The sequence below is a fragment of the Pseudomonas sp. RHF3.3-3 genome, from assembly GCF_048069595.1.
Taxonomy (GTDB): domain Bacteria; phylum Pseudomonadota; class Gammaproteobacteria; order Pseudomonadales; family Pseudomonadaceae; genus Aquipseudomonas; species Aquipseudomonas fuscovaginae_B.
In genome coordinates, this window is sequence record NZ_CP182250.1 from 1,317,373 (window position 1) to 1,341,385 (window position 24,013).

24 protein-coding genes and 1 other RNA gene are annotated in these 24,013 nt (G+C 61.7%); 14 read left to right on the top strand and 11 right to left on the bottom strand.

What is annotated here, in order from left to right:
- The first annotated feature begins 3 nt into the window (after window positions 1-3).
- Window positions 4-807, top strand: coding sequence for an OmpA family protein (locus ACMGT0_RS05945; protein ID WP_054059889.1), 804 nt, complete (start codon window positions 4-6; stop codon window positions 805-807).
- Between the two features lie 84 nt (window positions 808-891).
- Here the strand turns inward: ACMGT0_RS05945 and ACMGT0_RS05950 are convergent, their stop codons facing one another.
- Window positions 892-1,329: a YhcB family protein gene (locus tag ACMGT0_RS05950; protein WP_054059888.1), complete on the bottom strand. Its 438-nt coding sequence runs from the start codon at window positions 1,327-1,329 to the stop codon at window positions 892-894.
- Window positions 1,330-1,477: 148 nt separating this feature from the next.
- Here ACMGT0_RS05950 and ACMGT0_RS05955 point away from each other — a divergent pair, with 148 nt between their 5' ends.
- The 3 genes from ACMGT0_RS05955 to zapE all read left to right on the top strand — a co-directional run bounded on the left by ACMGT0_RS05955 (window position 1,478) and on the right by zapE (window position 4,671).
- Window positions 1,478-2,107, top strand: a complete 630-nt coding sequence (locus tag ACMGT0_RS05955; RefSeq protein ID WP_416771841.1) for an alpha/beta hydrolase — start codon at window positions 1,478-1,480, stop codon at window positions 2,105-2,107.
- Window positions 2,108-2,132: 25 nt separating this feature from the next.
- Window positions 2,133-3,485 carry a tryptophan--tRNA ligase gene (locus ACMGT0_RS05960; RefSeq protein WP_054059886.1) on the top strand — a complete coding sequence of 451 codons (1,353 nt, stop codon included), beginning with the start codon at window positions 2,133-2,135 and terminating at the stop codon, window positions 3,483-3,485.
- A 91-nt stretch (window positions 3,486-3,576) separates the two neighbouring features.
- Window positions 3,577-4,671, top strand: a complete 1,095-nt coding sequence (zapE, locus tag ACMGT0_RS05965; protein ID WP_026145296.1) for a cell division protein ZapE — start codon at window positions 3,577-3,579, stop codon at window positions 4,669-4,671.
- Between the two features lie 35 nt (window positions 4,672-4,706).
- Here the strand turns inward: zapE and ACMGT0_RS05970 are convergent, their stop codons facing one another.
- From ACMGT0_RS05970 to ACMGT0_RS05990, 5 genes are all read right to left on the bottom strand, one after another.
- Window positions 4,707-5,693 carry an asparaginase gene (locus tag ACMGT0_RS05970; RefSeq protein ID WP_054059885.1) on the bottom strand — a complete coding sequence of 329 codons (987 nt, stop codon included), beginning with the start codon at window positions 5,691-5,693 and terminating at the stop codon, window positions 4,707-4,709.
- A gap of 109 nt (window positions 5,694-5,802) precedes the next feature.
- On the bottom strand, window positions 5,803-6,987 hold the full coding sequence (locus ACMGT0_RS05975; protein ID WP_054064173.1) for a hypothetical protein: 1,185 nt from the start codon (window positions 6,985-6,987) through the stop codon (window positions 5,803-5,805).
- A gap of 13 nt (window positions 6,988-7,000) precedes the next feature.
- Window positions 7,001-7,897, bottom strand: a complete 897-nt coding sequence (locus ACMGT0_RS05980) for a nitrilase family protein (RefSeq protein ID WP_054064174.1) — start codon at window positions 7,895-7,897, stop codon at window positions 7,001-7,003.
- 71 nt (window positions 7,898-7,968) lie between these two features.
- Entirely contained in the window at window positions 7,969-9,975 is a 2,007-nt protein-coding gene (locus ACMGT0_RS05985) for a flavin monoamine oxidase family protein (RefSeq protein ID WP_081009911.1), read from the bottom strand.
- A gap of 137 nt (window positions 9,976-10,112) precedes the next feature.
- A complete protein-coding gene (locus ACMGT0_RS05990; RefSeq protein ID WP_193394231.1) occupies window positions 10,113-11,033 on the bottom strand; it encodes a GlxA family transcriptional regulator in 921 nt (306 codons plus the stop codon).
- 221 nt (window positions 11,034-11,254) lie between these two features.
- Here ACMGT0_RS05990 and ACMGT0_RS05995 point away from each other — a divergent pair, with 221 nt between their 5' ends.
- Entirely contained in the window at window positions 11,255-12,391 is a 1,137-nt protein-coding gene (locus ACMGT0_RS05995; RefSeq protein ID WP_054059881.1) for an acyl-CoA dehydrogenase family protein, read from the top strand.
- 225 nt (window positions 12,392-12,616) lie between these two features.
- Here the strand turns inward: ACMGT0_RS05995 and ACMGT0_RS06000 are convergent, their stop codons facing one another.
- Entirely contained in the window at window positions 12,617-13,657 is a 1,041-nt protein-coding gene (locus ACMGT0_RS06000; RefSeq protein ID WP_054059880.1) for an NADP(H)-dependent aldo-keto reductase, read from the bottom strand.
- Window positions 13,658-13,902: 245 nt separating this feature from the next.
- Here ACMGT0_RS06000 and rplM point away from each other — a divergent pair, with 245 nt between their 5' ends.
- From rplM to ACMGT0_RS06035, 7 genes are all read left to right on the top strand, one after another.
- On the top strand, window positions 13,903-14,331 hold the full coding sequence (rplM, locus tag ACMGT0_RS06005; protein ID WP_017904821.1) for a 50S ribosomal protein L13: 429 nt from the start codon (window positions 13,903-13,905) through the stop codon (window positions 14,329-14,331).
- A 14-nt stretch (window positions 14,332-14,345) separates the two neighbouring features.
- Complete coding sequence (rpsI, locus tag ACMGT0_RS06010; protein WP_054059879.1) at window positions 14,346-14,738, top strand: 30S ribosomal protein S9; 393 nt, start codon at window positions 14,346-14,348, stop codon at window positions 14,736-14,738.
- Window positions 14,739-14,988: 250 nt separating this feature from the next.
- Entirely contained in the window at window positions 14,989-15,582 is a 594-nt protein-coding gene (gene petA / locus ACMGT0_RS06015; RefSeq protein ID WP_026145298.1) for a ubiquinol-cytochrome c reductase iron-sulfur subunit, read from the top strand.
- Window positions 15,582-16,793, top strand: coding sequence for a cytochrome b (locus tag ACMGT0_RS06020; protein WP_054059878.1), 1,212 nt, complete (start codon window positions 15,582-15,584; stop codon window positions 16,791-16,793). The genes petA and ACMGT0_RS06020 overlap by 1 nt, the downstream gene beginning before the upstream one ends.
- The gene (locus ACMGT0_RS06025; RefSeq protein ID WP_054064178.1) at window positions 16,793-17,575 is read left to right on the top strand and encodes a cytochrome c1; all 783 of its coding nucleotides are present in this window, start codon (window positions 16,793-16,795) and stop codon (window positions 17,573-17,575) included. The genes ACMGT0_RS06020 and ACMGT0_RS06025 overlap by 1 nt, the downstream gene beginning before the upstream one ends.
- A gap of 189 nt (window positions 17,576-17,764) precedes the next feature.
- Window positions 17,765-18,394, top strand: a complete 630-nt coding sequence (locus ACMGT0_RS06030) for a glutathione S-transferase N-terminal domain-containing protein (RefSeq protein WP_054059876.1) — start codon at window positions 17,765-17,767, stop codon at window positions 18,392-18,394.
- Window positions 18,394-18,798, top strand: a complete 405-nt coding sequence (locus ACMGT0_RS06035; RefSeq protein WP_054059875.1) for a ClpXP protease specificity-enhancing factor — start codon at window positions 18,394-18,396, stop codon at window positions 18,796-18,798. Before ACMGT0_RS06030 ends, ACMGT0_RS06035 begins: the two co-directional genes overlap by 1 nt.
- Before the next feature lie 76 nt (window positions 18,799-18,874).
- On the opposite strand, the gene ACMGT0_RS06040 is transcribed toward ACMGT0_RS06035, so the two are convergent.
- The 4 genes from ACMGT0_RS06040 to ACMGT0_RS06055 form a co-directional block, all read right to left on the bottom strand.
- Window positions 18,875-19,453, bottom strand: a complete 579-nt coding sequence (locus ACMGT0_RS06040; protein WP_054059874.1) for a BON domain-containing protein — start codon at window positions 19,451-19,453, stop codon at window positions 18,875-18,877.
- Window positions 19,450-20,043, bottom strand: a complete 594-nt coding sequence (locus ACMGT0_RS06045) for a phosphoheptose isomerase (protein WP_054059873.1) — start codon at window positions 20,041-20,043, stop codon at window positions 19,450-19,452. Before ACMGT0_RS06045 ends, ACMGT0_RS06040 begins: the two co-directional genes overlap by 4 nt.
- Window positions 20,044-20,186: 143 nt before the next feature.
- Window positions 20,187-20,558, bottom strand: a complete 372-nt coding sequence (locus tag ACMGT0_RS06050) for a YraN family protein (protein ID WP_416771847.1) — start codon at window positions 20,556-20,558, stop codon at window positions 20,187-20,189.
- Complete coding sequence (locus tag ACMGT0_RS06055; protein ID WP_416771849.1) at window positions 20,558-22,369, bottom strand: penicillin-binding protein activator; 1,812 nt, start codon at window positions 22,367-22,369, stop codon at window positions 20,558-20,560. Before ACMGT0_RS06055 ends, ACMGT0_RS06050 begins: the two co-directional genes overlap by 1 nt.
- 249 nt (window positions 22,370-22,618) lie before the next feature.
- On the opposite strand from ACMGT0_RS06055, the gene rsmI reads away from it, so the two are divergent.
- Both rsmI and rnpB read left to right on the top strand, forming a co-directional pair.
- Window positions 22,619-23,461: a 16S rRNA (cytidine(1402)-2'-O)-methyltransferase gene (gene rsmI, locus ACMGT0_RS06060; RefSeq protein ID WP_192842758.1), complete on the top strand. Its 843-nt coding sequence runs from the start codon at window positions 22,619-22,621 to the stop codon at window positions 23,459-23,461.
- Window positions 23,462-23,594: 133 nt separating this feature from the next.
- Window positions 23,595-23,948: RNase P RNA component class A (rnpB, locus tag ACMGT0_RS06065), an RNA gene on the top strand.
- The last annotated feature ends 65 nt before the right edge of the window (window positions 23,949-24,013 follow it).

The window sequence follows — 24,013 nt, forward strand, 5'->3', positions numbered from 1 at the left end:
TCCATGTTCACCTCGCGTCGTTTGATTCTCGTCGCAACCACCGTTGCCATGCTGTCCGGCTGTGCAACGCAAAACCCGTATGACAACCAGGGACAGGTGGAGCAGGGTGGCTCCTCGGGCATGAGCAGAACCGTCAAGTATGGTGGCCTGGGCGCCCTGGCCGGTGCCGTCGCCGGTGCCGCCATCGACCACAACAACCGTGGCAAGGGCGCACTGATCGGTGCCCTGGTCGCTGGCGCGGGTGCCGCCGGCTACGGTTACTACGCCGACCAGCAGGAAAAGAAACTGCGTGAAAGCATGGCCAACACCGGCGTCCAGGTGCAGCGTCAGGGTGACCAGATCAAGCTGATCATGCCGGGCAACATCACCTTCGCCACCAACTCCGATGCCATCGCCAGCAGCTTCTACCAGCCGCTGAACAACCTGGCCAACTCGCTCAAGGAGTTCAACCAGAACCAGATCGAGATCGTCGGCTACACCGACAGCACCGGCAGCCGCCAGCTGAACATGGACCTGTCCCAGCGTCGCGCGCAGAGCGTGGCCAACTACCTGACCTCGCAGGGCGTCAACGGTGCCAACCTGTCGGCCCGTGGTGCCGGCCCGGACAACCCGATTGCCAGCAACGCCGACGTCAATGGCCGGGCGCAGAACCGCCGGGTGGAAGTCAACCTGCGTGCCATTCCTGGCCAGCAGTATGGTCAGCCGCAAGGGCAGTACCAGCAGCAGGGCCAATACCAGCAACAGGGTCAGTACCAGCAGTATCCGCAGGGCCAGCAATACGGTCAGCCGGTGCAGCAGTATCCTTGAGTGCCTGACTGAAGGCCGGATGTGAAATGAAAAAGCCCGCCTGATCACTGATCGGGCGGGCTTTTTCGTGGGGCTGAAGTTGGTTTATTTCTTCAGGCCGTAATGCTCGTCGAGCATGCCGGGCGCATTCGGCGCCTTGGGCGCGTAGTCACGCGGCGGCTCCTGGTTTTCCCGGGGCGGGGTCAGGCGTTCCCGTGGCGCCTGGGGCGCTTCGGAATGCAGGGCGGCCAGCAGGCGTTGGCGGGTCAGTTCGTCAAGGGCCAGGCGGTTGGCGCCCTCGGCGAGATGGTCCTGCACTTCCTGGTAGCTCTGGGTGAGTTTCTTGACCAGGGCAGCGGTGCTGTTGAAGTGGGTGACCACCTCGTTCTGATAGGTATCGAAACGTTCCTGGATATCGTCCAGCTGACGCTGCGTGCTGCTGGGAGCGGCACTCGGGACCAGACGGGCGACCAGGAAACCGATGGCGACACCGGCAACCAGGGCAAGAGTCGGCAACAACCAAACTAAGAGCGAGTGTTCCACGAGTCCTTCCTCTATAAACGGCTTTGCTTTACGTTAACGGCTCGGACCTGCGCTGTATACCGCGATCTTCTGGTCGCAAGCTGTCAGGCACAGACTTTTAGCTAGACGAGTCGACCCCTAGAGAGGTCACGGAGTTCATTCCTTGCTTATGCGTGAAACCGCTTTTTTCATCGACGGCCCGGTCGGTCAACTGGAAGCCTTGTACCTGGACAACCCCGAGCCCCGCGGTCTGGCGTTGATCTGCCACCCCAACCCGGTGCAGGGGGGGACCATGCTCAACAAGGTCGTCTCGACCCTGCAACGCACCGCCCGCGATGCCGGGCTGATCACCCTGCGTTTCAACTACCGCGGTGTCGGGGCCAGTGCTGGCAGCCACGATATGGGCAGTGGTGAAGTCGATGATGCCGAGGCCGCCGCGCAGTGGTTGCTGGCGAAACATCCGGACCTGCCGCTGACGCTGTTCGGTTTCTCCTTCGGCGGTTTCGTCGCGGCCACCCTCGGCGGTCGTCTGGAAGCCCGTGGCCAGTCGCTCAGGCACCTGTTCATGGTGGCCGCGGCGGTGATGCGTCTGCGTGCCGGGGACCGCCTGCCAGTGGGCTGCCCGCTGACCCTGATCCAGCCGGAAGCCGACGAAGTGATCGATCCACAGGTGGTCTATGACTGGTCCGCTGCGCTGGATCGTCCCCATGAGCTGCTGAAAGTGGCAGAATGCGGACACTTTTTTCATGGCAAGTTGACCGATCTGAAGGATCTGCTCCTGCCGCGCCTCTCGAATTGATAGCAGTCTGACTAAGCGATTACCCATGACGACTCGTACGCGTATCCTCACCGGCATCACCACCACCGGCACGCCGCATCTGGGCAACTACGCCGGCGCCATCCGCCCGGCGATCCTGGCCAGCCGCGACAGCAATGCCGACTCCTTCTATTTCCTGGCCGACTACCATGCGCTGATCAAGTGCGACGACCCGCTGCGCATCCAGCGTTCGCGCCTGGAAATCGCCGCGACCTGGCTGGCCGGTGGGCTGGATGTGGACCGCGTGACCTTCTATCGCCAGTCGGACATCCCGGAAATCCCCGAGCTGACCTGGCTGCTGACCTGCGTCGCGGCCAAGGGCCTGCTCAACCGTGCCCACGCCTACAAGGCCTCGGTGGACAAGAACGTCGAGACGGGCGAGGACCCGGATGCCGGGATCAGCATGGGCCTGTACAGCTACCCGGTGCTGATGGCGGCGGACATCCTGATGTTCAACGCGCACAAGGTGCCGGTCGGTCGCGACCAGATCCAGCACGTGGAAATGGCCCGCGACATCGGTCAGCGCTTCAACCACCTGTTCGGCCAGGGCAAGGAGTTCTTCGTCATGCCCGAGGCACTGATCGAGGAAAGCGTGGCGACCCTGCCGGGCCTGGATGGCCGGAAAATGTCCAAGAGTTACGACAACACCATTCCGTTGTTCACCAGCGCCAAGGACATGAAGGACGCCATTTCGCGGATCGTCACCGACTCCCGCGCGCCGGGCGAAGCCAAGGATCCGGACAACTCGCACCTGTTCACCCTGTACCAGGCGTTCGCCACGCTCGACCAGGCTGCCGCTTTCCGCGCCGAGCTGCTGGATGGCCTGGGCTGGGGCGAAGCGAAGAGTCGGCTGTTCCAGTTGCTCGATGCCGAACTGGGCGAGAAGCGCGAGCGTTATCACGAGCTGATTTCCCGTCCGGCGGACCTGGAAGACATTCTCCAGGCCGGTGCGCAGAAAGCCCGCAAGGTGGCCACGCCCTTCCTCGCGCAACTGCGCGAAGCGGTCGGCCTGCGTTCGTTCGTCAACCCGGTGCAGGTGGCCGAGACGAGCAAGAAGAAGGCCGCCAAGGCCGCGCGTTTCGTCAGCTTCCGCGAGGACGACAGCTTCCGTTTCCGCCTGCTGGCGGCCGATGGCGAGCAATTGCTGTTGTCGCGCAATTTTGCCGACGGCAAGACGGCGGGTGCGGTGACCAGGCAACTGCAGTCGGGCCAGCCCCTGGATATCCGCAGCGAGGCTCGCAGCTTCGGCGTGTGGTTGGAAGGCGCCTGTGTCGCCGACAGCCCCGAATTCGCCGACGAAGCGGCCCGTGACGCGGCCATCGAGGCTCTGCGCGTGGCTCTGACGCCGGTTCAGGACTGACCCAACGTTCGACCCGACCAAGGGCCGATTGCCATTCCTACGGGCCATCGCTAAAGTGACGGCCCGTTTTTGTTACCTCGCTAACGAAATTATGACGCCCCTAGAACGATATCAAGCTGATCTGAAACGTCCCGAGTTCTTTCATGACGCGGCCCAGGAAACGGCTGTGCGCCATTTGCAGCGCCTGTACGACGACCTGGTCGCGGCCTCGCAGAACAAACCGGGCCTGCTCGGCAAGCTGTTCGGCAAGAAAGACCAGGCGCCGGTCAAGGGCCTGTATTTCTGGGGTGGCGTGGGTCGCGGCAAGACCTACCTGGTGGATACCTTCTTCGAAGCGCTGCCCTTCAAGGAAAAGACCCGTACGCACTTCCACCGCTTCATGAAGCGCGTGCACGAGGAAATGAAGACCCTGGGCGGCGAGAAGAACCCGTTGACGATCATCGCCAAGCGCTTCGCCGCCGAGACCCGGGTGATCTGCTTCGATGAATTCTTCGTCTCCGACATCACCGACGCGATGATCCTCGGTACCCTGATGGAAGAACTGTTCAAGAACGGCGTGACCCTGGTCGCCACCTCGAACATCGTCCCGGACGGCCTGTACAAGGACGGTCTGCAGCGCGCGCGTTTCCTCCCGGCGATCGCCCTGATCAAGCAGAACACCGAGATCGTCAACGTCGACAGCGGCGTCGACTATCGCCTGCGTCACCTCGAACAGGCCGAGCTGTATCACTTCCCGCTCGATGAAGCCGCCCACGAAAGCCTGCGCCAGAGCTTCCGCGCGCTGACGCCGGAATGCACCCAGGCGGTGGAAAACGATGTGCTGATCATCGAGAACCGCGAGATCCGCGCCTTGCGCACCTGTGATGACGTGGCCTGGTTCGACTTCCGCGAACTGTGCGACGGCCCGCGCAGCCAGAACGACTACATCGAGCTGGGCAAGATCTTCCACGCCGTGCTGCTCAGCGGCGTCGAGCAGATGAGCGTCACCACCGACGACATCGCCCGTCGCTTCATCAACATGGTCGACGAGTTCTACGACCGCAACGTCAAGCTGATCATCTCGGCGGAAGTCGAGCTCAAGGATCTCTACACCGGTGGTCGCCTGACCTTCGAATTCCAGCGGACCCTCAGCCGTCTGCTGGAAATGCAGTCCCACGAATTCCTGTCGCGGGCGCACAAGCCCTAGGACAGCGTCCGGGGCGTCGCTCGACGCCCCCTCGACTACAGGTCGAAATGCCCGAGCCAGTCGGGCAACTCCTCCATGCATTGGCAGCCGAGCAGTAGCCACAGCAGTATTCGCGTCTTGCGCGGGCAGAGGGCGCCAGCCATCTGCACTCCGCGCTTGAGCAGATCCATCTCGCTGCCGATGAAGCCATACGATTTGGTCGCCGTCGGGCCCGCACCTGTGCGTGTTGCCACCACCACCGGGATATGTCGCGCCAGGCCAGCGGCAATGTTGGCCCAGTGCTCGCTGACATGACCGGCGCCGAAGCCGGCGATGACCAGCCCCTCGTAACCCAACCCCGGGAGCTGCTCCAGCAGCAGGGTGTCGGCTGACAGGGTCGCCTCGAGCATGGCGACTCGCTGGTCGAGACGCTGCGGCAGTGGCAGGGTCCTGCGCTCTGCCGGTGGGTGCAGGTAGCGGACGTTGTTCTCGATTATCAGCCCGGCCGGACCGAACAGCGGCGAGCTGAACGCCTCCAGTGCCAGTGCGTCGATCTTGCGTACCCGGGCAGCGGCGTGAACCTGGCCGTTGAGTACCACCTGGACGCCCCGCTTTCGACTCTCGGCAGCCAGCGCCACCAGACCGGCCTGCAGCAGGTTGGCCGGGCCGTCGGCGCCGAGTTGCGAGGACGGGCGCATGGCTCCGGTCAACACCAGTGGCGTATCGAACGGCCAGAGCAGGTCGAGGAAGAATGCGGATTCCTCCAGGGTATCAGTCCCCTGGGTGATCAGTACCCCGCTGGCCCCTTGGGCAACCTGTTCCCGAGCCCAGGCCAGGACATCGAGCAGCCGTTCGAAATCCAGCGAGGCGCTGGCTTGCAGGCACAAGGTTTCGACGATGACCCGGGCGCTTGCGTTGAGTTGCGGGACCTGAGACAGCAGAGTCTGGCCGTCCAGGCTGGGCATGACTCCGCCGTTCGGGCGGGCTGCCTGCATGCTGACAGTGCCGCCGAGGGCAGCGATGGAAAGCAAGGGAAGGGACATGGTGTACTCGCTGGTTGAGGACTGAAAGAACCTGGCCGGCAACCCAAGGGGAGTGCCGGTTCAGGGGAGTGGTCGCAATGGGGCAATTCCGTTGGCGAGCCTGCGAGGATCAAGTCAGGCGCAGCATTACCCCCACCAGCGGGACGATCAGCAGGGTGCTGATGGCCATCGACAACACGTTGCCGATGTACGGGTGCAGGTAAGTGGGCAGACGCCTTGACAGTGCCACGGCCAGGGGCGGTGCAAGCAGGGCACCAAACATCGCACTGGCGAGTACCACCAGGGGACTGCCGCCGTGGCTGAGGACCGCAGCGGGAGCCACCGATACGATCGGTATGTAGGTGGGATACCAGCCGAGTTCGATCCATTGTTGGCGCCAGAGCGTGACGCCAATGACCGAGGACAGTGCCTGAGCTGCAAGTATCGACAGCAGCAGGCCCGAGCCATAGGCCGGCGCGAGCGGGTTCAGCACATAGGCCAGCAGCACGCCGAGCAGCAGGCCGAGACTTGCCCATTCGTTGCCGAAGAACGGTGCTTCGGAGAAGTCCGCCAGCACCCGGCGCATGCCCCAGCCCAAGCCATACTTGTGCGTTTGGGCTGGCTGGGGGGATGCCGATGTTTCGCGGGCTGGCGGCAGAGGCCGTACCAGCATCGGCCAACTCCGGCAGATGAGAAAGGCCAGCACGCTACCCAGTGCCATGCCTGACACGTTGCCAATGACCGCGGGCAGTTCCAGTGGCGTGCACAGGAAATTGACCAGTAACAGGCACAGTGGTGTGACCAGCAGCGCGCCCATCACCGCACCGGTAACGGCGATTCTCCAGCCTGCACCGAACAGCAGCACCGTCGCCGCTGGCACTGAGACGAAAGCGGCGAACGTTGGTTGCCAGCCGAAGCGTGGAACGGTCCAGCCCCACAGCAGGTTGCTCAGCAGCAGGCCGAGCAGCGAACTGCTGATCAGCCAGGGCCACAGTCCGCTGCCATACGCGATGGCGAAGCCCTGCCAGGACTTGCCCTGGCGGTAGGCCCAGTGGCCGAGGGCGGCGCCGGCCAGCAGCCCCAGTGAAGCCAATTCGTGTTTGTAGAAAGCCACTTCGCTGATATCGCCGACCCACCAGCGCAGCCAGGCGCCCGGCGCTGGCAGGCTGTCCATCATGTGCTGGTAGTCCGGCCATGGCGGCAGGCTGCCCGACAGCATCATCCAGGCAATCAGCAGGCAGGGAATCACCAGGTAGAGCGTGAGCAGGTAGGCAGGCAGGTAGTCACGTTGGTTCTCAAAGGACCGCTTGTTCATGACCGCCTCCTTGTCATCGTGGTAGGGCAGGATGACGGGTATAGCCGAGCATGCTGTCATAGAGATCGGCGCGACGGTCACGTGGCAGGTCGTTCAGGCTGTTCCAGATCGGTGCGCTGCGAGCCTGGGAGAGATCGATGTCGGCATACAGGATGACCTCCTCCTCGGCGCTTGCCACTTCTCCAATCGGCCAACCGTTGGTGCCGGCAATCAACGAGCAACCTAGAAAGCGCTCGCCACGGTCACTGCCGATGCGGTTCGCAGCGGCGATGAAGACGTTGTTGACATGTGCGGCGGTGATGGTCAGGTAGGACGCCATGCAACGGCCGCTTTGGTCGAACAGTGGGGGTGGGGTCCAGACCCAGTTGTTCAGGCTGCAGATGATGTCTGCGCCCTGTTGGCCAAGTAGCCGCGGGACTTCGGGGAACCAGATGTCCCAGCAGATCAGCAGGCCGATGCGCCCGATAGGGGTATCGAACACCGGGAAGCCAAGATCACCGGGAGTGAACCAGAGCTTCTCGGCGTTCCATAGGTGCGCCTTGCGGTATTTGCCGATGAATCCTTGCGGGCCGATCAGTACCGCCGAGTCGAACAGTTGTATGCCATCACGCTCGGCAAGACCCGCGACCAGATAGACCTGGTGCTTGCAGGCCAGGTCGATCCAGGCCTGTACGCTGTCTCCGGCCGGAATCTCCTCGGCGTGGGCGAAAGCTTCCTCGCGGTCGCGGAACATGTAGCCGGTGTTGGCCAGTTCCGGCAGCACGATGAGATTGGCTCCGGCGCTCGCCGCCTGGGTTGCAAGCTCGAGAGTGCGCTGCAGGTTGTGCTTGCGTCGGGTGATACCGACTTGGGGGTCGAACTGTACGACGGCAATGCGGGCGGGGCTGATGGCGTGTCTGGAGTCATTCATTTGATGTGCTCTCATTCTTATTACCCAATCCGATTGAATTGGTGGGTTTATGAGATGCCATCAAACGAAATTTATCTGTCGGCTTTTTCCTCTGAGTTCTGCGGGGTATTTCCTGATGTCGGCGAGGTATTTTGAACGTTCCCAGGCGTTTTCGGGCGGCTGGCGTAGATGGGGTAATCATTCAATCTGAACCCGCCGTTGAAACGGGCTCCAATCCTGTCGCAGAGGTGGATGACGGTGTCCACCGCTCCGCGCAGGCAGGGTTCGGTCCACCCGGCGTCGACGCAGAACGACTCCCCGCAGAGGTAAAGGCCACTGCCGGCCGAGTAGTTGCGGTTGTAGCTCATCAGGTCGATGACATCGTAGTAGGTCCCGGGGCGATACAGCCGTGCCGCGCCGAGAGCGTTGCGATCAGTGATCCAGCGATGGACCCGGGCCTTGTCGGCATCGATGTAGGGAGAAATACGTCGGTTGATATTGCTGGCGCGCAGCAGGATCCGGTCCAGCTCGGCGATGCACTTGGCGACCAGTTCCCGGTCGCTGAATATCGCCAGCTTGGTCGCATCGTCCTCCCAGGTGTAGCTCAGCAGAATGCAGTCGTTGGGGTAGCTCTCGTTGTAGCGGTAGGTGTAGACGTCGTGAATCAGGCTGTCCGTGACCATCGCCTGGGGAATGCCATGGGCGTCGCTGAAGAAGCGCTTCTGCAAGGGCGCGAATACCTTGCAACTGGTTTCCCAGTGCGCTGTCTGGTAGGCGTTGCGGATTTGAAATGGCAGCATCTGCTCGGTGAAGCCAACGAGCTGGATCGTGGTTTCGATCAGCCAGGATGGCAGGGTGAGTACAACCGAGTCGAAGTCTTCGTGGCAGGACAGGCGTCGCTGTGGGTCGCTCCATTGCCGTTCGTAGTGCACGCGGATCTTCTGGTTGGTCAGTTTGCTCAGGCCCGTGACCCTGGATTGGCTGGAGAATCCCGCTCCGCGTTGTTTGCAATGGTCGAAAAAGGAACTGCCTGGCTTGTCGATATCCAGGAACAGCATGCACTCGTCCAGCGCTGCAACTCCCAGGTATCGTGGGCCATCGAAAGCCAGCCCGTGGGAGTCGAGCAGTTCGTACTGGTGCAGATGAGGTGCCGGTAGAGGCTTGCCTCGATCGTCGACGCGACCGTGGATCAGTTGCAACTGGTCGCTGAACCCGAAGAGTGCGGTTCGTATCGGATACAGGCAGCACGCGTCGTAAAATGCTCCCCAACTGCCGTCGCCGATACCGATCGCGTAGAAGATCGCCGATTCCTCTGCGTTCATACCCACCCCGCCGAAGTCACCGGGGTTGGATGGATTCCAGTTCTCCAGCGGTGCCAGAGCCAGCAGACTGCGAAACGACAGGCTTTCATAACGCTGGGCGATGGCTGCCCAAAGGCTTTCCCAACCCGGGCCGGCATAGTGTGTCTGTATCTGCTTGTCCAGGCGTGCAACGAAGGCCCTCCATTTGCCATATACCCGCTGCAGCGATTCACCGGGTGGCGGCGTTTGCCCGTCATGGTTGTTCCAGATGAGCATCTGTGGAGTGGTTTGCGTGTCCAGCAGGCCGTCGCGCAGGAAAATCCCGGTGCCGTTCACATGGGCGCTGCCGGGGTTGGCAAAGTCGGAAATCTTCAACTGGAACAGCTTCGTGTAGTAGGCCTGCAGGGATCGCCCTTCGAGTGGCGGCTCACCGCGTCGATTGAAGAAGGGCAGGCGCATGGCGCCCATTTCGAAGGGGGTGGAGCCGGCGCCGGCGGGCAGGCTTCGGTCCACCACTGTCAGATGGCGCCCACCGACCCGGCTCGATTGTTCGAACAGGGTTATGTCGCGCAAGCCGCAGCGCAGCAACTCCCTGGCCGTGGTCAGCCCGGTTATTCCGGCGCCAACGATGGCGACCTTGTGATTGATACCGCTGGCATCGGCAATGCCGCCGGGTTGTTCAACCAGTTTTCGGTAGTCGAAACACAAGTCGGGTGGGTTGGGGAAAGGGGGGCGCCAACGATTGTTGTCCGGTTGAGGCGTACCGTGTATGGGTGTTGCGGGCGATTCGGACGGCATCCTTGAAACTCCTTGTCATTGGCCGTTGGGAGAGGGTTGCCGAACGAGTCTGGAGTTTCGAGGTGGGGACTGCGCGGTATTCTGGTATGGAGGTTCAGGGCGCTCCTGCCTATGCAGTCGGACAGCAGCGCCGCGGTTCAGGCGGCCTGCTGGAACTGTTGTCGATACTGGTTCGGTGACAGTTCGGTGTGCTGGCGGAACAGTCGCGCAAAGAAACTGGCATCGTCGTAGCCGACCTCGTAGCTGATGGTCTTGATGCTCTTGCGGGTGCCGGACAACAGGCCCTTGGCGGTCTCGATGCGCAGGCGCTGCAGGTAATGCAGCGGCTTGTCGCCGGTGGCGGTCTGGAAGCGGCGCATGAAGTTGCGGATGCTCATGCCGTGGTCGCGGGCCACATCCTCGAAGCGGAACTTGTCGGCGAAGTGTTCTTCGAGCCACTGCTGGATCTGCAGGATGATCACGTCCTGGTGCAGCTTCTGGCCGCCGAAGCCGATGCGTCCCGGCGCGTAGCTGCGCTGCACTTCGTAGAGGATGTCGCGGGCCACGGCCTGGGCGATGTTGGCCCCGCAGAATCGCTCGATCAGGTAGATGTAGAGGTCGCAGGCCGAGGTGGTGCCGCCGGCGCAGTACAGGTTGTCGGCGTCGGTCAGGTGCTTGTCCTGGTTCAGGTGGACGTTGGGGAAGCGTTCACTGAAGGTGTTGAAGAAGCGCCAGTAGGTGGTGGCCTCCTTGCCGTCGAGCAGGCCGGCTTCGGCCAGCCAGAAGACCCCGGTCGCCTCGCCGCAGAGCACGGCGCCACGGGCGTGCTGTTCGCGCAGCCAGGGCAGGACCTGCGGGTAGCGTTGGCAGAGGTTGTCGAAGTCGTCCCAGAACGCCGGCAGGATGATCACATCGGTATCGGCCAGGCCGCCGTCCACCGGCATGATCACGTCGCTGAAGCTGCCCACGGGGTTGCCGTCCGGGCTGACCAGGCGTGTCTCGAAGGCGGGTGTGAGCCCCTGGCCGAGCTGCTTGCCATGGCGCAGGCTGGCGAGATGGAAGAAGTCCTTGGCTTGCATGAGGGTCGAGGCGAAGACCCGGTCGGTAGCCAGGATGCTGACGCGCCGCAAGGACGTCGAGGAAGTGTTAGCCATGATTCGATTATTCTTATAAGGGATAGTGGTCAACAAACGGCTGGATCGTCTTATTTTTTGTCGCATGTGTCCAGTGGTTCGAGGTAAAACGCTGGCATAGGCTCACTGGGCCACTCCCGGCTTCAGTGTGTCTGCAAGGTGCCCGCATGATCCCCAGAACCCTGTTCAGTTCCGAGCACGAGCTATTCCGCGGCAGCGTACGCAAGTTCCTCGAGCAGGAGGCGTTGCCCTTTCATGCCCAGTGGGAAAAGCGTGGTCATGTCGATCGCGAGCTATGGAGCAAGGCGGGGCAGGCGGGGATGCTCTGCTCCCACCTGCCGGAGGCCTACGGCGGCATGGCGGCGGACTTTCTCTACAGCGCGGTGGTGATCGAGGAGATCAGCCGGCTGGGCCTGAGCGGCATCGGCTTCTCGCTGCATTCGGACATCGTCGCGCCGTACATCCTGCATTACGGCAGTGAAGCGCTGAAGCTCAAGTACCTGCCGCGCCTGGTCAGTGGCGAAATGGTCACGGCCATCGCGATGACCGAGCCGGGGGCCGGTTCCGATCTGCAGGGGGTCAAGACCACGGCGGTGCTCGATGGCGACGAGTATGTCCTCAATGGTTCGAAGACCTTCATCACCAATGGCTTTCTCGCCGACCTGGTGATCGTGGTCGCCAAGACCGATCCGAAGGCCGGGGCCAAGGGCACCAGCCTGTTTCTGGTCGAGGCCGATACGCCGGGCTTTGCCAAGGGCAAGCGGCTGGAGAAGGTCGGGATGAAGGCCCAGGACACCTCGGAGCTGTTCTTCCAGGATGTCCGCGTGCCGAAGGAGAACCTGCTGGGGCAGGCCGGCATGGGCTTCGCCTACCTGATGCAGGAACTGCCCCAGGAGCGCCTGACCGTGGCGGTGGGCGCGCTGGCGTCGGCCGAGGCGGCGTTGCAGTGGACGCTGGACTACACCCGCGAACGCAAGGCCTTCGGCAAGGCGATCGCCGACTTCCAGAACACCCGCTTCAAACTGGCGGAGATGGCCACCGAGATCCAGATCGGCCGGGTGTTCGTCGACCGCTGCCTGGAGTTGCATCTGGAGGGCCGGCTCGATGTGCCGACCGCGGCGATGGCCAAGTACTCGGGCACGGACCTGCAGTGCAAGGTGCTCGACGAATGCGTTCAACTGCATGGTGGCTACGGTTTCATGTGGGAATACCCGGTGGCCCGGGCCTGGGCGGATGCGCGGGTGCAGCGGATCTATGCGGGGACCAACGAGATCATGAAGGAGATCATTGCGCGGTCGCTGTGAGGGCGGGAGCTGAGGCCGCGCAGCCCGGGATGGCCCGTTCGCGGATGAATCCGGCTCCCACAGTTTTTCGGCGCTCACGGAACCTGTGATCTACGCGACGACTTGTGGGGCCAACGGTCTTCAGCTTACTGCCGATAAGCTGCAGAACCTGGCTGACATGCGTCGCGCTTCCTGGGAGCCGGATTCATCCGCGAACAGGATCTCATGGCAGACCCCGTTCCCGGTTTACGGCGCCGGGTTCGGCTGATCCTTGTGGATCGCCTCGATCCCCGCCAGCACTTCCTCCGACAGCTTCAGTTCGGCACTGGCAATGTTGCTGTCCAGCTGTTCCAGGGTCGTGGCGCCAATGATGTTGCTGGTCACGAACGGCTGCCCGGTGACGAACGCCAGGGCCATCTGTGCCGGGTCCAGGCCGTGTTCGCGGGCCAGGGCGACGTAGCGGCTGCAGGCGGCTTCCGATTGCGGGTTGAAGTAGCGGCTGAAGCGGCTGTAGAGGCTCAGGCGGGCCTTTTCCGGGCGCGCACCCCCTTCGTACTTGCCCGAGAGGAAGCCGAATGCCATCGGCGAATAGGCCAGCAGGCCGCATTGCTCGCGCAGGGCGACTTCCGCCAGACCGACCTCGAAACTGCGGTTGAGCAGGTTGTAGGGGTTCTGGATCGACACCGCCCGCGGCCAGCCGCGGCGCTCGGCTTCGAGCAGGAATTTCATGGTGCCCCATGGCGTTTCGTTGGACAGGCCGATGTGGCGGATCTTGCCGGCCTTGACCTGCTCGTCCAGCGCTTCGAGGATCTCCTCGATCGGCGTGAAGGTCTCGTCGGCCTTGTGCTTGTAGCCCAACTGCCCGAAGAAATTGGTGCTGCGCTCCGGCCAGTGCAGTTGGTAGAGGTCGATCCAGTCGGTCTGCAGGCGCTTGAGGCTGGCATCCAGGGCTTCGACGATATGCCGGCGGTTGTGCTTGAGGTTGCCGTCGCGAATATAGCCGATGCCGTTGCCGGGGCCGGCGATCTTGCTCGCCAGGACCCACTGGTCGCGGTCGCCACGCTGCTTGAACCAGTTGCCGATGATGCGTTCGGTGCTGGCATAGGTTTCGGCCCTGGGCGGCACCGGGTACATCTCGGCGGTGTCCATGAAGTTGATGCCGGCGGCCTTGGCGCGCTCGATCTGGGCAAAGGCTTCGGACTCGGTGTTCTGCTCGCCCCAGGTCATGGTCCCCAGGCAAATTGCGCTCACGTTCAGGTCGGTTCGGCCTAGCTGACGGTATTCCATTGGCTGCTCCCGTGGGAAAACACCCATAAAAGCAGGTTGAATTTTTTTTGGCAATCTGGATAATTGCGCACCTCTTTATGCAGTGGAAGTGATGCGCCGCCGCCAAAGAATCTTGCCGTTGAACGGACGCGCCGACCCGAGCCCCCGATAGCGTCTGTATCCGGCTGCCTTTGACCTTGTCAAAGTACGCACTATTCAGTAAGATCCGCCGTCTTATTTACAGGCGGCCCCTGAGGCTATAAAGAATGAAAACTTTTACTGCTAAACCGGAAACAGTTAAGCGCGACTGGTTTGTCGTCGACGCTGCTGGTCAGACCCTGGGTCGTCTGGCCACCGAAATCGCGAGCCGTCTGCGTGGCAAGCACAAAGCCGAATACACCCCGCACGTCGATACCGGTGACTACATCGTCGTCATCAACGCCGAGCAGGTTCGTGTGACCGGTGCTAAAACCTCCGACAAGATGTACTACTCCCACTCCGGTTTCCCGGGCGGCATCAAGTCGATCAACTTCGAAAAGCTGATCGCAAAGGCCCCTGAGCGCGTGATCGAGACCGCGGTAAAAGGCATGCTGCCTAAGAACCCGCTGGGTCGCGACATGTACCGTAAGCTGAAAGTCTATGCGGGCGCTGTACACCCTCATACTGCTCAGCAGCCCCAAGAACTGAAGATTTAACGGAATAGTTCATTATGTCGGCGACTCAAAACTACGGCACTGGCCGTCGCAAGACCGCAACCGCACGCGTTTTCCTGCGTCCAGGTACCGGTAACATCTCCATCAACAACCGCTCCCTGGACACGTTCTTCGGTCGCGAAACTGCCCGCATGGTAGTTCGTCAACCGCTGGAACTGACCGAGACCGTCGAGAAGTTCGACGTCTACGTCACTGTCATCGGTGGTGGCGTGAGTGGCCAGGCTGGCGCAATCCGCCACGGCATCACTCGTGCCCTGATGGATTACGACGAAACCCTGCGCAGCACCCTGCGTAAAGCTGGTTACGTTACCCGCGACGCTCGTGAAGTTGAGCGTAAGAAAGTGGGTCTGCGTAAAGCGCGTAAGCGTCCGCAGTACTCGAAGCGTTAATTCGCTACCCGCTTCAAAAGAAGCCCGGTTCCCATGTGGAACCGGGCTTTTTTTATGGGCGAAATATTTGCTGTGACAACTTGCCACATCCGTAGACCCCCTATACTACAAGGCCTGGGGCACTGTGTGCCGGGTAATTACCTTGTCAGAGGTGGGGCTTTTCATTACCATTCGGCAAAATTTTTATAACGATAGATTTTTACTTAGACGCCTGATTTAACAGGCCACAAAGCTGATGGGAGAGGACTGAATGAGCAATGACGGCGTGAATGCAGGCCGGCGTCGCTTTCTCGTAGCAGCCACATCCGTGGTAGGAGCTGCAGGAGCGGTAGGGGCTGCGGTCCCGTTCGTGGGGTCATGGTTTCCCAGTGCCAAGGCGAAAGCCGCCGGTGCACCGGTGAAAGTGAATATCGCCAAGATCGACCCGGGGCAGCAGATGATTGCCGAGTGGCGTGGCCAGCCGGTCTTCATCGTTCGCCGCACCGAAGAGATCCTGGGGAATCTGACGAAGATCGAGGGGCAGCTCTCCGATCCAACCTCCAAGAACTCGGTACAACCCCCCTACGTCGATCCGAAGACGCGTTCGATCAAGCCGGAAGTCCTGCTGCTGATCGGTATCTGCACCCACCTGGGTTGCTCTCCCACCTTCCGTCCGGAAGTGGCACCCGCCGACCTCGGCAAGGACTGGGTAGGCGGCTATTTCTGCCCTTGCCACGGTTCCCACTACGATCTCGCCGGTCGTGTCTACAAGGCCCAGCCCGCGCCTTTGAACCTGCCGGTTCCGCCGCATTCCTATGAGTCCGACACGATCATTGTCGTTGGCGTCGATCAGGAGAAAGCGTGATGAGCAAGTTCATGGATTGGGTTGATGCGCGCTTCCCCGCCACCAAGATGTGGGAAGACCATCTCAGCAAGTACTACGCACCGAAAAACTTCAACTTCCTCTACTTCTTCGGCTCCCTGGCGCTGCTGGTGCTGGTCAACCAGATCGTCACCGGTGTCTGGCTGACGATGAGCTACACCCCTTCGGCGGAAGAGGCCTTCGCCTCCGTCGAATACATCATGCGTGATGTCGAGTACGGCGCGATCCTGCGTCTGCTGCACTCCACCGGCGCTTCGGCGTTCTTCATCGTGGTCTATCTGCACATGTTCCGTGGCCTGCTCTACGGTTCGTACCAGAAGCCGCGCGAGCTGGTCTGGCTGTTCGGCATGCTGATCTACCTGGCGCTGATGGCCGAGGCCTTCATGGGCTACCTGCTGCCGTGGGGGCAGATGTCCTACTGGGGCGCGCAGGTGATCATCTCGCTGTTCGGCGCGATCCCGGTCATCGGTAACGACCTGACCCAGTGGATCCGCGGTGACTACCTGATTTCCGGGATCACCCTGAACCGCTTCTTCGCCCTGCATGTGGTGGCCCTGCCGATCGTGATTCTCGGCCTGGTGGTGCTGCACATCCTGGCGCTGCACGAAGTGGGCTCGAACAACCCCGATGGTGTCGACATCAAGAAGAAAAAGGACGAAAACGGCGTACCGCTGGACGGCATTCCGTTCCACCCGTACTACACCGTGAAAGACATTGTCGGCGTGGTGGTGTTCCTGTTCGTCTTCTGTTCCGTAGTGTTCTTCTTCCCGGAAATGGGCGGTTATTTCCTGGAAAAACCGAACTTTGAGGTGGCCAACGCCTTCAAGACGCCGGAGCACATCGCCCCTGTCTGGTACTTCACACCGTTCTACGCGATCCTGCGGGCGGTGCCGGACAAGCTCATGGGGGTTCTCGCCATGGGCGCCTCGATTGCCCTGCTGTTCGTGCTGCCGTGGCTGGATCGCAGTCCGGTCAAGTCGATGCGCTACAAGGGCTGGCTGAGCCGGATCTGGCTGGTGATCTTCTGTGTGTCCTTCCTGATCCTTGGCTGGCTGGGCGTCATGGCGCCGACGCCGGAGCGTACGCTGCTGTCGCAGGTGTGCACCGTGCTGTATTTCGCCTACTTCATTCTGATGCCGTTCTATACCCGGCTCGAGAAGACCAAACCGGTTCCGGAAAGGGTGACTGGCTGATGAAAAAACTATTTGCTGTTTTGCTGCTCGCGGCCCTGCCGGTTCTGTCCTTCGCTGCCGAGCATGGTGGTCCCGAGCTTGAAAAGGTCGACATCGACGTTTCCGACAAGGCGGCCATGCAGGATGGTGCGCGGACCTTCGCCAACTACTGCATGGGTTGCCACAGTGCCAAGTTCCAGCGTTACGAGCGGGTCGCAGATGACCTGGGTATTCCCCATGACCTGATGCTCAAGAACCTGGTGTTCACCGGCGCCAAGATCGGCGACCACATGAGCATCGGCATGCAGCCGGCGGATGCCAAGGCCTGGTTCGGTGCGGCTCCGCCCGACCTGACCCTGGTGGCGCGGGTGCGTGGTACCGACTGGCTGTACGGTTACCTGCGTTCTTTCTACGAGGATCCGGCACGTCCATGGGGCGTGAACAACAAGGTCTTCCCGAACGTCGGCATGCCGAACGTGCTGGTGGGCCTGCAGGGTCGTCAGGTCGTCGGTTGCAAGCAGGTGCAAATCGTCGAGAATGGCAAGAAGCAGTATGATCCGCTGACCGGCACGCCATTGACTCATGAAGCGTGCGACCAACTGACCATCGTGCCGAAAACCGGTGCCTTGACGGAAGAGCAGTTCGACGAGAAGGTCAAGAACCTGGTGACCTTCCTGGCCTACTCGGCCAACCCGGTGAAGCTGCAGCATCAGCGCATCGGTACTTACGTTCTGCTGTACCTGGCCTTCCTCTTCGTATTCGCTTATCTGCTCAAGCGCGAATACTGGAAGGATGTGCACTGATAACGTTGTAATATAGCTGTCAGTCAATCGTGCGCGCCCAAGGGTGCCTCTGAGACGTAACGAACTGGTGTGGAGGGGGCGGAGCCGAAAAGGCTTCGCCGGCCGTCTTCTCCACTCGTTACGGGAGGCTTCCCTTGGGCGCGCTCGTTTTTGCGTTTCGACCATTTCAAACAAGCGAGGAGGACCGCCATGGGCGTGACCAATCGGTTGGCCTGTTACTCCGACCCCGCCGACCACTATTCCCACCGAGTGCGTATTGTGTTGGCGGAAAAGGGTGTCAGTGCCGAGATCATCAGTGTCGAGGCGGGACGTCAGCCAGCGAAGCTGACTGAAGTGAACCCTTACGGCAGCCTGCCCACCCTGGTCGATCGTGACCTGGCGTTGTGGGAGTCGACTGTGGTGATGGAATACCTGGATGAGCGTTACCCGCATCCACCGCTGCTGCCGGTTTATCCCGTGGCGCGGGCCAACAGCCGGCTGCTGATGCATCGCATCCAGCGTGACTGGTGCGGGCTGGTCGACCTGATCCTGGACTCGCGGACCAAGGAGCCGGCGCGTGTGCAGGCGCGCAAGGAACTGCGCGAGAGCCTCACCGGGGTATCTCCGTTGTTCGCCGACAAGCCTTTCTTCCTGAGTGAGGAGCAAAGTCTGGTCGATTGCTGTCTATTACCGATACTCTGGCGTTTGCCAATTCTGGGTATTGAACTGCCGCGGCAAGCCAAGCCGCTGCTCGATTATATGGAGCGCCAGTTTGCGCGTGAGGCTTTCCAGGCAAGCCTGTCTGGTGTCGAACGCGATATGCGCCAAGGAGCTGCTTAATGAACTCCAGCCGTCCTTATTTGGTTCGTGCCCTGTACGAATGGATAGTGGATAACGATTGTACGCCGCACATCCTGGTCAATTCCGAGGCCCCCTCGGTCCAGGTGCCGCAAGGCTTTGCCAGCGACGGGCAGATCGTCCTGAATATTTCTCCAAGTGCCGTGCGTCACCTGCACATGGATAACGAAGCGGTCAGTTTCGAGGGGCGTTTCGGTGGTGTGGCCCATACGCTGTATGTGCCCATTGGCGCGATTCTCGGGATCTATGCCCGGGAAAACGGCCAGGGCATGGTCTTCGATCTCGAGTCGCCACTGGAAGACGACGACAATGAAGTCGAGCCGGATGACGATGGGCCGGAGCCGCCGCGTCCGAGTGGGCGTCCTAGCCTGAAGGTGGTGAAGTAACAGCAGCGGATGGGCATGAAAAAGCCCCTGTCATCTTTCGGTGACAGGGGCTTTTTCGTTTGCGGGGGCAAGGCCCTCAGTCGATGTACTCGAACAGTTTGACGATCTTCTGCACGCCACCGACGCCTTGTACCAGGTTGGTTGCGCGTGCGGCTTCCTGCTGGGTGACCAGGCCCATCAGGTAGACGATACCGTTCTCGGTGATCACCTTGATGCGCGAGCCGGGGATGGTGTTGTCAGTCAGCATCTGGGTCTTGATCTTACTGGTCAGCCAGGTGTCGTTGCTGCGTGCGGCGAACGAGGAAGGCTGCAGGATCTGCAGTTCGTTGTTGACCTTCTTCACGCGCTGGACGCTCGACGCAGCCTGTTCGGCCTTGGCCTTGAGGTCTTCGCGTGGCGTCTGGCCGGCGAGCAGGACGATGCCGTTGTAGCTGCTCACGACGATGTGCGAGGCGGCGTCCAGATCCGGGTCGGCCTTGGCGACGTTGACCGCGACCTTGGTTTCGATCACCGAGTCGTCGATCTTGCTGCCCAGGGTGCGGGTGCCCTGGTCGTCATTGATCGGACCATCGCGGGTTGCGGTCAGCACCGAGCTGCAGCCACTGAGGCCCAGGCACAGAGTCAAAGCCAGCAGGCTAAGGCGATTAACGGTCATTCTTCACTCCCGAACAGTTGGCTGTCGATCAGATCGCACAGGCAGTGGATCGCCAGCAAGTGGACTTCCTGGATACGTGCGGTGACATGGCTGGGAACGCGGATCTCCACGTCCTCGGGCAACAGCAGCGAGGCCATGCCGCCACCATCACGTCCCGTCAAGGCTACGACAACCATTTCGCGATCATGTGCGGCCTGGATTGCCTGAATAATGTTGGCCGAGTTGCCGCTGGTGGAAATGGCCAGCAAAACATCGCCAGGCTGGCCGAGGGCGCGGATCTGTTTGGAGAAGACTTCGTTGTAGCTGTAGTCGTTGGCGATCGAGGTGATGGTCGAGCTGTCGGTGGTCAGGGCGATGGCCGGCAGGCTCGGTCGTTCGCGTTCGAAGCGGTTGAGCAGTTCCGAGGAAAAATGCTGGGCGTCGCCCGCCGAGCCACCATTGCCGCAGGAGAGCATTTTGCCTTCGTTGAGCAGGGCATTGACCATGATCTGGCTGGCTTGCTCGATGTGAGGTGCAAGAACGTCCATCGCCTGTTGCTTGGTGTCGATACTGGCCTGGAAAAGCTGGCGAATTCGGGATTGCATGTCCATCAATGTAGGTGACCTTAAGTGGGGCGGTTGCCTGGCTCGAGTGCTGCCCGGATGGTTCCGGGGCCGTTCGGCGCAAGTCGTGTGCGGCCCGTAAAGCAAAGAGCAAAATCGGTGAATGAAAGTAACCGGGTCGACAGTCTGGTTCAGCTGTCGAAGGCATTCCGTAGCCAGTTCAATCGGGGTGCCATGTCGAGGGCGCCTTCTATGGCAACCACGTCGAAACGGCAGGGGCTGCTGGACCAGCGCGATTCGCATTGCAGGAAATACTGCGCCGCGAATATTAACTTCTTGCGCTTGCGGGCATCGATACTGCCCACGGCGCCACCCCATTGGGTGTTTTTTCTATAACGAACTTCGACGAATACTACTGTATCGCCGTCGAGCATGACCAGATCAAGCTCGCCGCGTTTACATGACCAGTTCTGCGCCAGCAGGCGCAGTCCCTGTCGTTCGAGATGCCGGAGCGCGAGGCTCTCGGCATCCTTGCCGCTTTCCAGGCGTGAGCCTTGCGGCATCAGCGTGGGGTATCCGGCAGGCGCTGGACCTGACCGCTGACGAACTGTGCCCAGGGAAGTTGGCGCTCGACCCGTTGACCCTGGTCCATGCTCAGGCTGCCGGAGAGGCCCTCGATGCGGCTGTCTGGCAGTGCCTTGAGCTGGCCCAGGCGTGGCGCCAGGCGAAAGGCGTCGACACCCATGGCGTACAGGCGGCCCAGGCTGCCGGCGGCTTGTGGCCATTGCGCGGTCACCTGCTTGCGCAGCGGATCGTTGGCGTCCAGCAGCCACGGGGTTTCGCAGAAGCGAATGCCGTTCATGTCGTTGTACTGGTTGATGTCGCCGGTTGCACTGAACAGGTGGGAGGTGCCGTACACCGGTACGTCACCGGCGTACTGGAAGTTCAGGGTCGGTTTGATCTGCTGGGCCTGCTGCGGTGTGGCGGCAAGGAAGATGAACTCGATGTCCTGGCGACGCGAAGGTTGGGCGACAACCTGGCCACCCACGGTGCTTTGCAGGCTCTTGGCGCGACCTTCGCTCTGACGCAACTGGAACAGGTCGGCGATCTGTTGGGCCAGGGCTACCGGCTGGTCGACACGTTCGACACCGATCACGGTGCCGCCATTGGCTTCCCAGTCCTGGCGGAAGGCCTTGAGTACGCGGTCGCCCCATTCACCTTTCGGCACCATGGCGGCAGCGCGGTGCAGGCCGTCGGCGCGGGCGCGACGCGAAACTTCGCGGGCTTCGTCCTCGGCGGCGAGGCCGAACTGGAACAGTTGCGGCGGATTCTGCGCGCTTTCGCTGTAGTTCAGCGCCAGGGTAGTGATCGGCAGTTGCGTACGAGCGCTGAGCTGCTTCACCAGGGGTTTTTCCAGCGGGCCGACGACCAGTTGCACGCCGGCGGCCTGGGCCTTGCGATAGAAATCGTCGAGGGAGGTCAGGCGCGAGCTGTCGTAGAACTCGATGGCCGGTGGCTTCTGTCCGGCTTGCTGGGCCTGGTACTGGGCCGCCATGAAACCCTCGCGCAGAGCCTTGCCGACCGAGGCCAGCTGGCCTTCGTTAGGCAGCAGCAGGGCGATCTTGTTCAGCGGCTGGCTGGCCAGTTCCTTGAGTTTCACCAGCGCCTGCGGCAGTTGCTGGGCTGCCGGGTGCTTGGGGTTCTGTGCCCGCCAGGTGTCGATCGCCGCCTGTTGCTGTTCCAGCGTGCCGGAAGTCTTCACCGCCAGGGCCAGGCCGAGCCAGCCGCTGAGGTCGTCGTTACCGCTGGGTTGCAACTGATCGGTCGGCAGTGCGGCGATCAGTGCCCAGATCGCTTCGTGGTTGGCGCGAGCGGCGTCGCCACTGAGCAGCGGGGCGATGAAGATGCGCTCGCGAGCGGCTGCCAGGGTCTGGCCGTCGGCTTCGAGGGCGCGGGCGCGAACGGTCTGGGTGCGGATCTGCTGGTCCACCGGCAATTCACCCAGGTGCTCCAGGCTCGGGTGGCTCAGGGCGGTGAGGGCCGCCTTCGGCTGATTGCGGGTCATCGCCAGTTCGGCGGCCAGTGTGCTGGCGAAAACCTGTTGGCCCGGCTTGAGCTGGTCCAGCTGCACCTGGGCAAGGATCTGCGCGGCGCGACCGGTGTCCTTCTGGCGGTAGGCCAGGTCGGCGGCGGTCAGGCGCAGCAGGGCGGCCTTGTCCGGTGTCTTGCTGGCGGAGGCCTGTTCGAGCAGTTGCTCGATGCTGGCATCCGGGGTCCGTGGGAGTTCGCCAAGGCTGGAAGAGGGCGAGCTGGCGCAGGCCGCCAGCAAGGCAGCGAGGCAGAGGGCAGAGAACAGCCGCAGGCAAGCGATCATGTAAGTGTTCCTGATACTCGATCAAATTAGCGTGGAATTGTACCCAAGCACTGGCCGGGGCGCGATGTCGCTGGCGTGAAACCGTCAATTTTGGTCGTACAAGGCGTGTCAGAGACCCGGCTCTTTGCGCCTGGGCGGGGTCATCGCGCCGTCGTGGAGCATATCGGCAGGGCTTCTACGCGCTACAATGGGTTTTTCGTTCTTCTTGAGGTGTGCGCTTTGACTGCTCCAGGTGCTTTGAATTCCGCGATGGGCTCGCTTTATGTGGTGGCGACGCCCATCGGCAACCTGGATGACATCAGTGCGCGAGCAATGAAGGTGCTGCGCGAGGTGGCGCTGATCGCGGCGGAGGACACCCGGCATTCGCTGCGGCTCTTGCAGCACTTCGGCATCAACACGCCACTGGCGGCCTGCCATGAGCATAACGAGCGTGACGAGGGCAGCCGTTTCATCGCCAAGCTGCAGGCGGGCGAGGATGTTGCCCTGATCTCCGATGCTGGCACGCCGCTGATTTCCGATCCCGGCTATCACCTGGTGCGCCAGGCGCGTGCCGCGGGGATCAAGGTGGTGCCGGTCCCGGGCGCCTGTGCGCTGATCGCGGCGCTGTCGGCGGCGGGTCTGCCGTCCGACCGGTTCATCTTCGAGGGCTTCCTGCCGGCCAAGGCGGCGGGGCGTCGTTCGCGTCTGGAACAACTGCGCGAAGAACCTCGGACGCTGATCTTCTATGAGGCACCTCACCGCATCCTCGAATGTCTGCAGGACATGGAAGCGGTGTTCGGTGCCGAGCGCCCGGCGCTGCTGGCACGTGAGCTGACCAAGACCTTCGAGACGCTCAAGGGGCTGCCGCTGGCTGAATTGCGCAGCTTCGTCGAAGCCGACAGCAATCAGCAGCGTGGCGAGTGCGTGGTGCTGGTCGCCGGCTGGAGTGCCCCGGAAGGCGATGAGGCAGTCGGCGCCGAGGCCATGCGCATTCTCGACCTGCTGCTCAAGGAAATGCCGCTCAAGCGCGCCGCCGCCCTGGCGGCGGAAATCACCGGTGTACGCAAGAACCTGCTGTATCAGGTGGCGCTGGATAAGCAGAAAAATGACTGACGATTTTTTCGTGGGGCCATTCGGCTATTGATGTCGGAATGGTCCTGGGCGGCGCATCTTGTCCCGGCATGCCGGGGCGATGACGGCTTTAATGCTTGTCCTTCTGGCCATGTGCCGGTAACCTGCGCGGCGGAGAGTCGATTGGACAGTCGCTGCCCTTCATGAAAATTGGAGGGGGGAGGAAAGTCCGGGCTCCATAGGGCGGAGTGCCAGGTAATGCCTGGGGGGCGTGAGCCTACGGAAAGTGCCACAGAAAACAACCGCCTAAGCACTTCGGTGCCGGTAAGGGTGAAAAGGTGCGGTAAGAGCGCACCGCACGGCTGGTAACAGTTCGTGGCTAGGTAAACCCCACTCGGAGCAAGACCAAATAGGGTTCCAAGGCGTGGCCCGCGCTGGAACCGGGTAGGTTGCTAAAGATGTCCAGTGATGGCCATCGTAGAGGAATGACTGTCCTCGACAGAACCCGGCTTACAGATCGACTCTCCACTTTTTCCCCTCCCTGCCCGCAATCGCTGGCAGAAGCGCATTTGTAATATCGAAAAAATCTTAGTC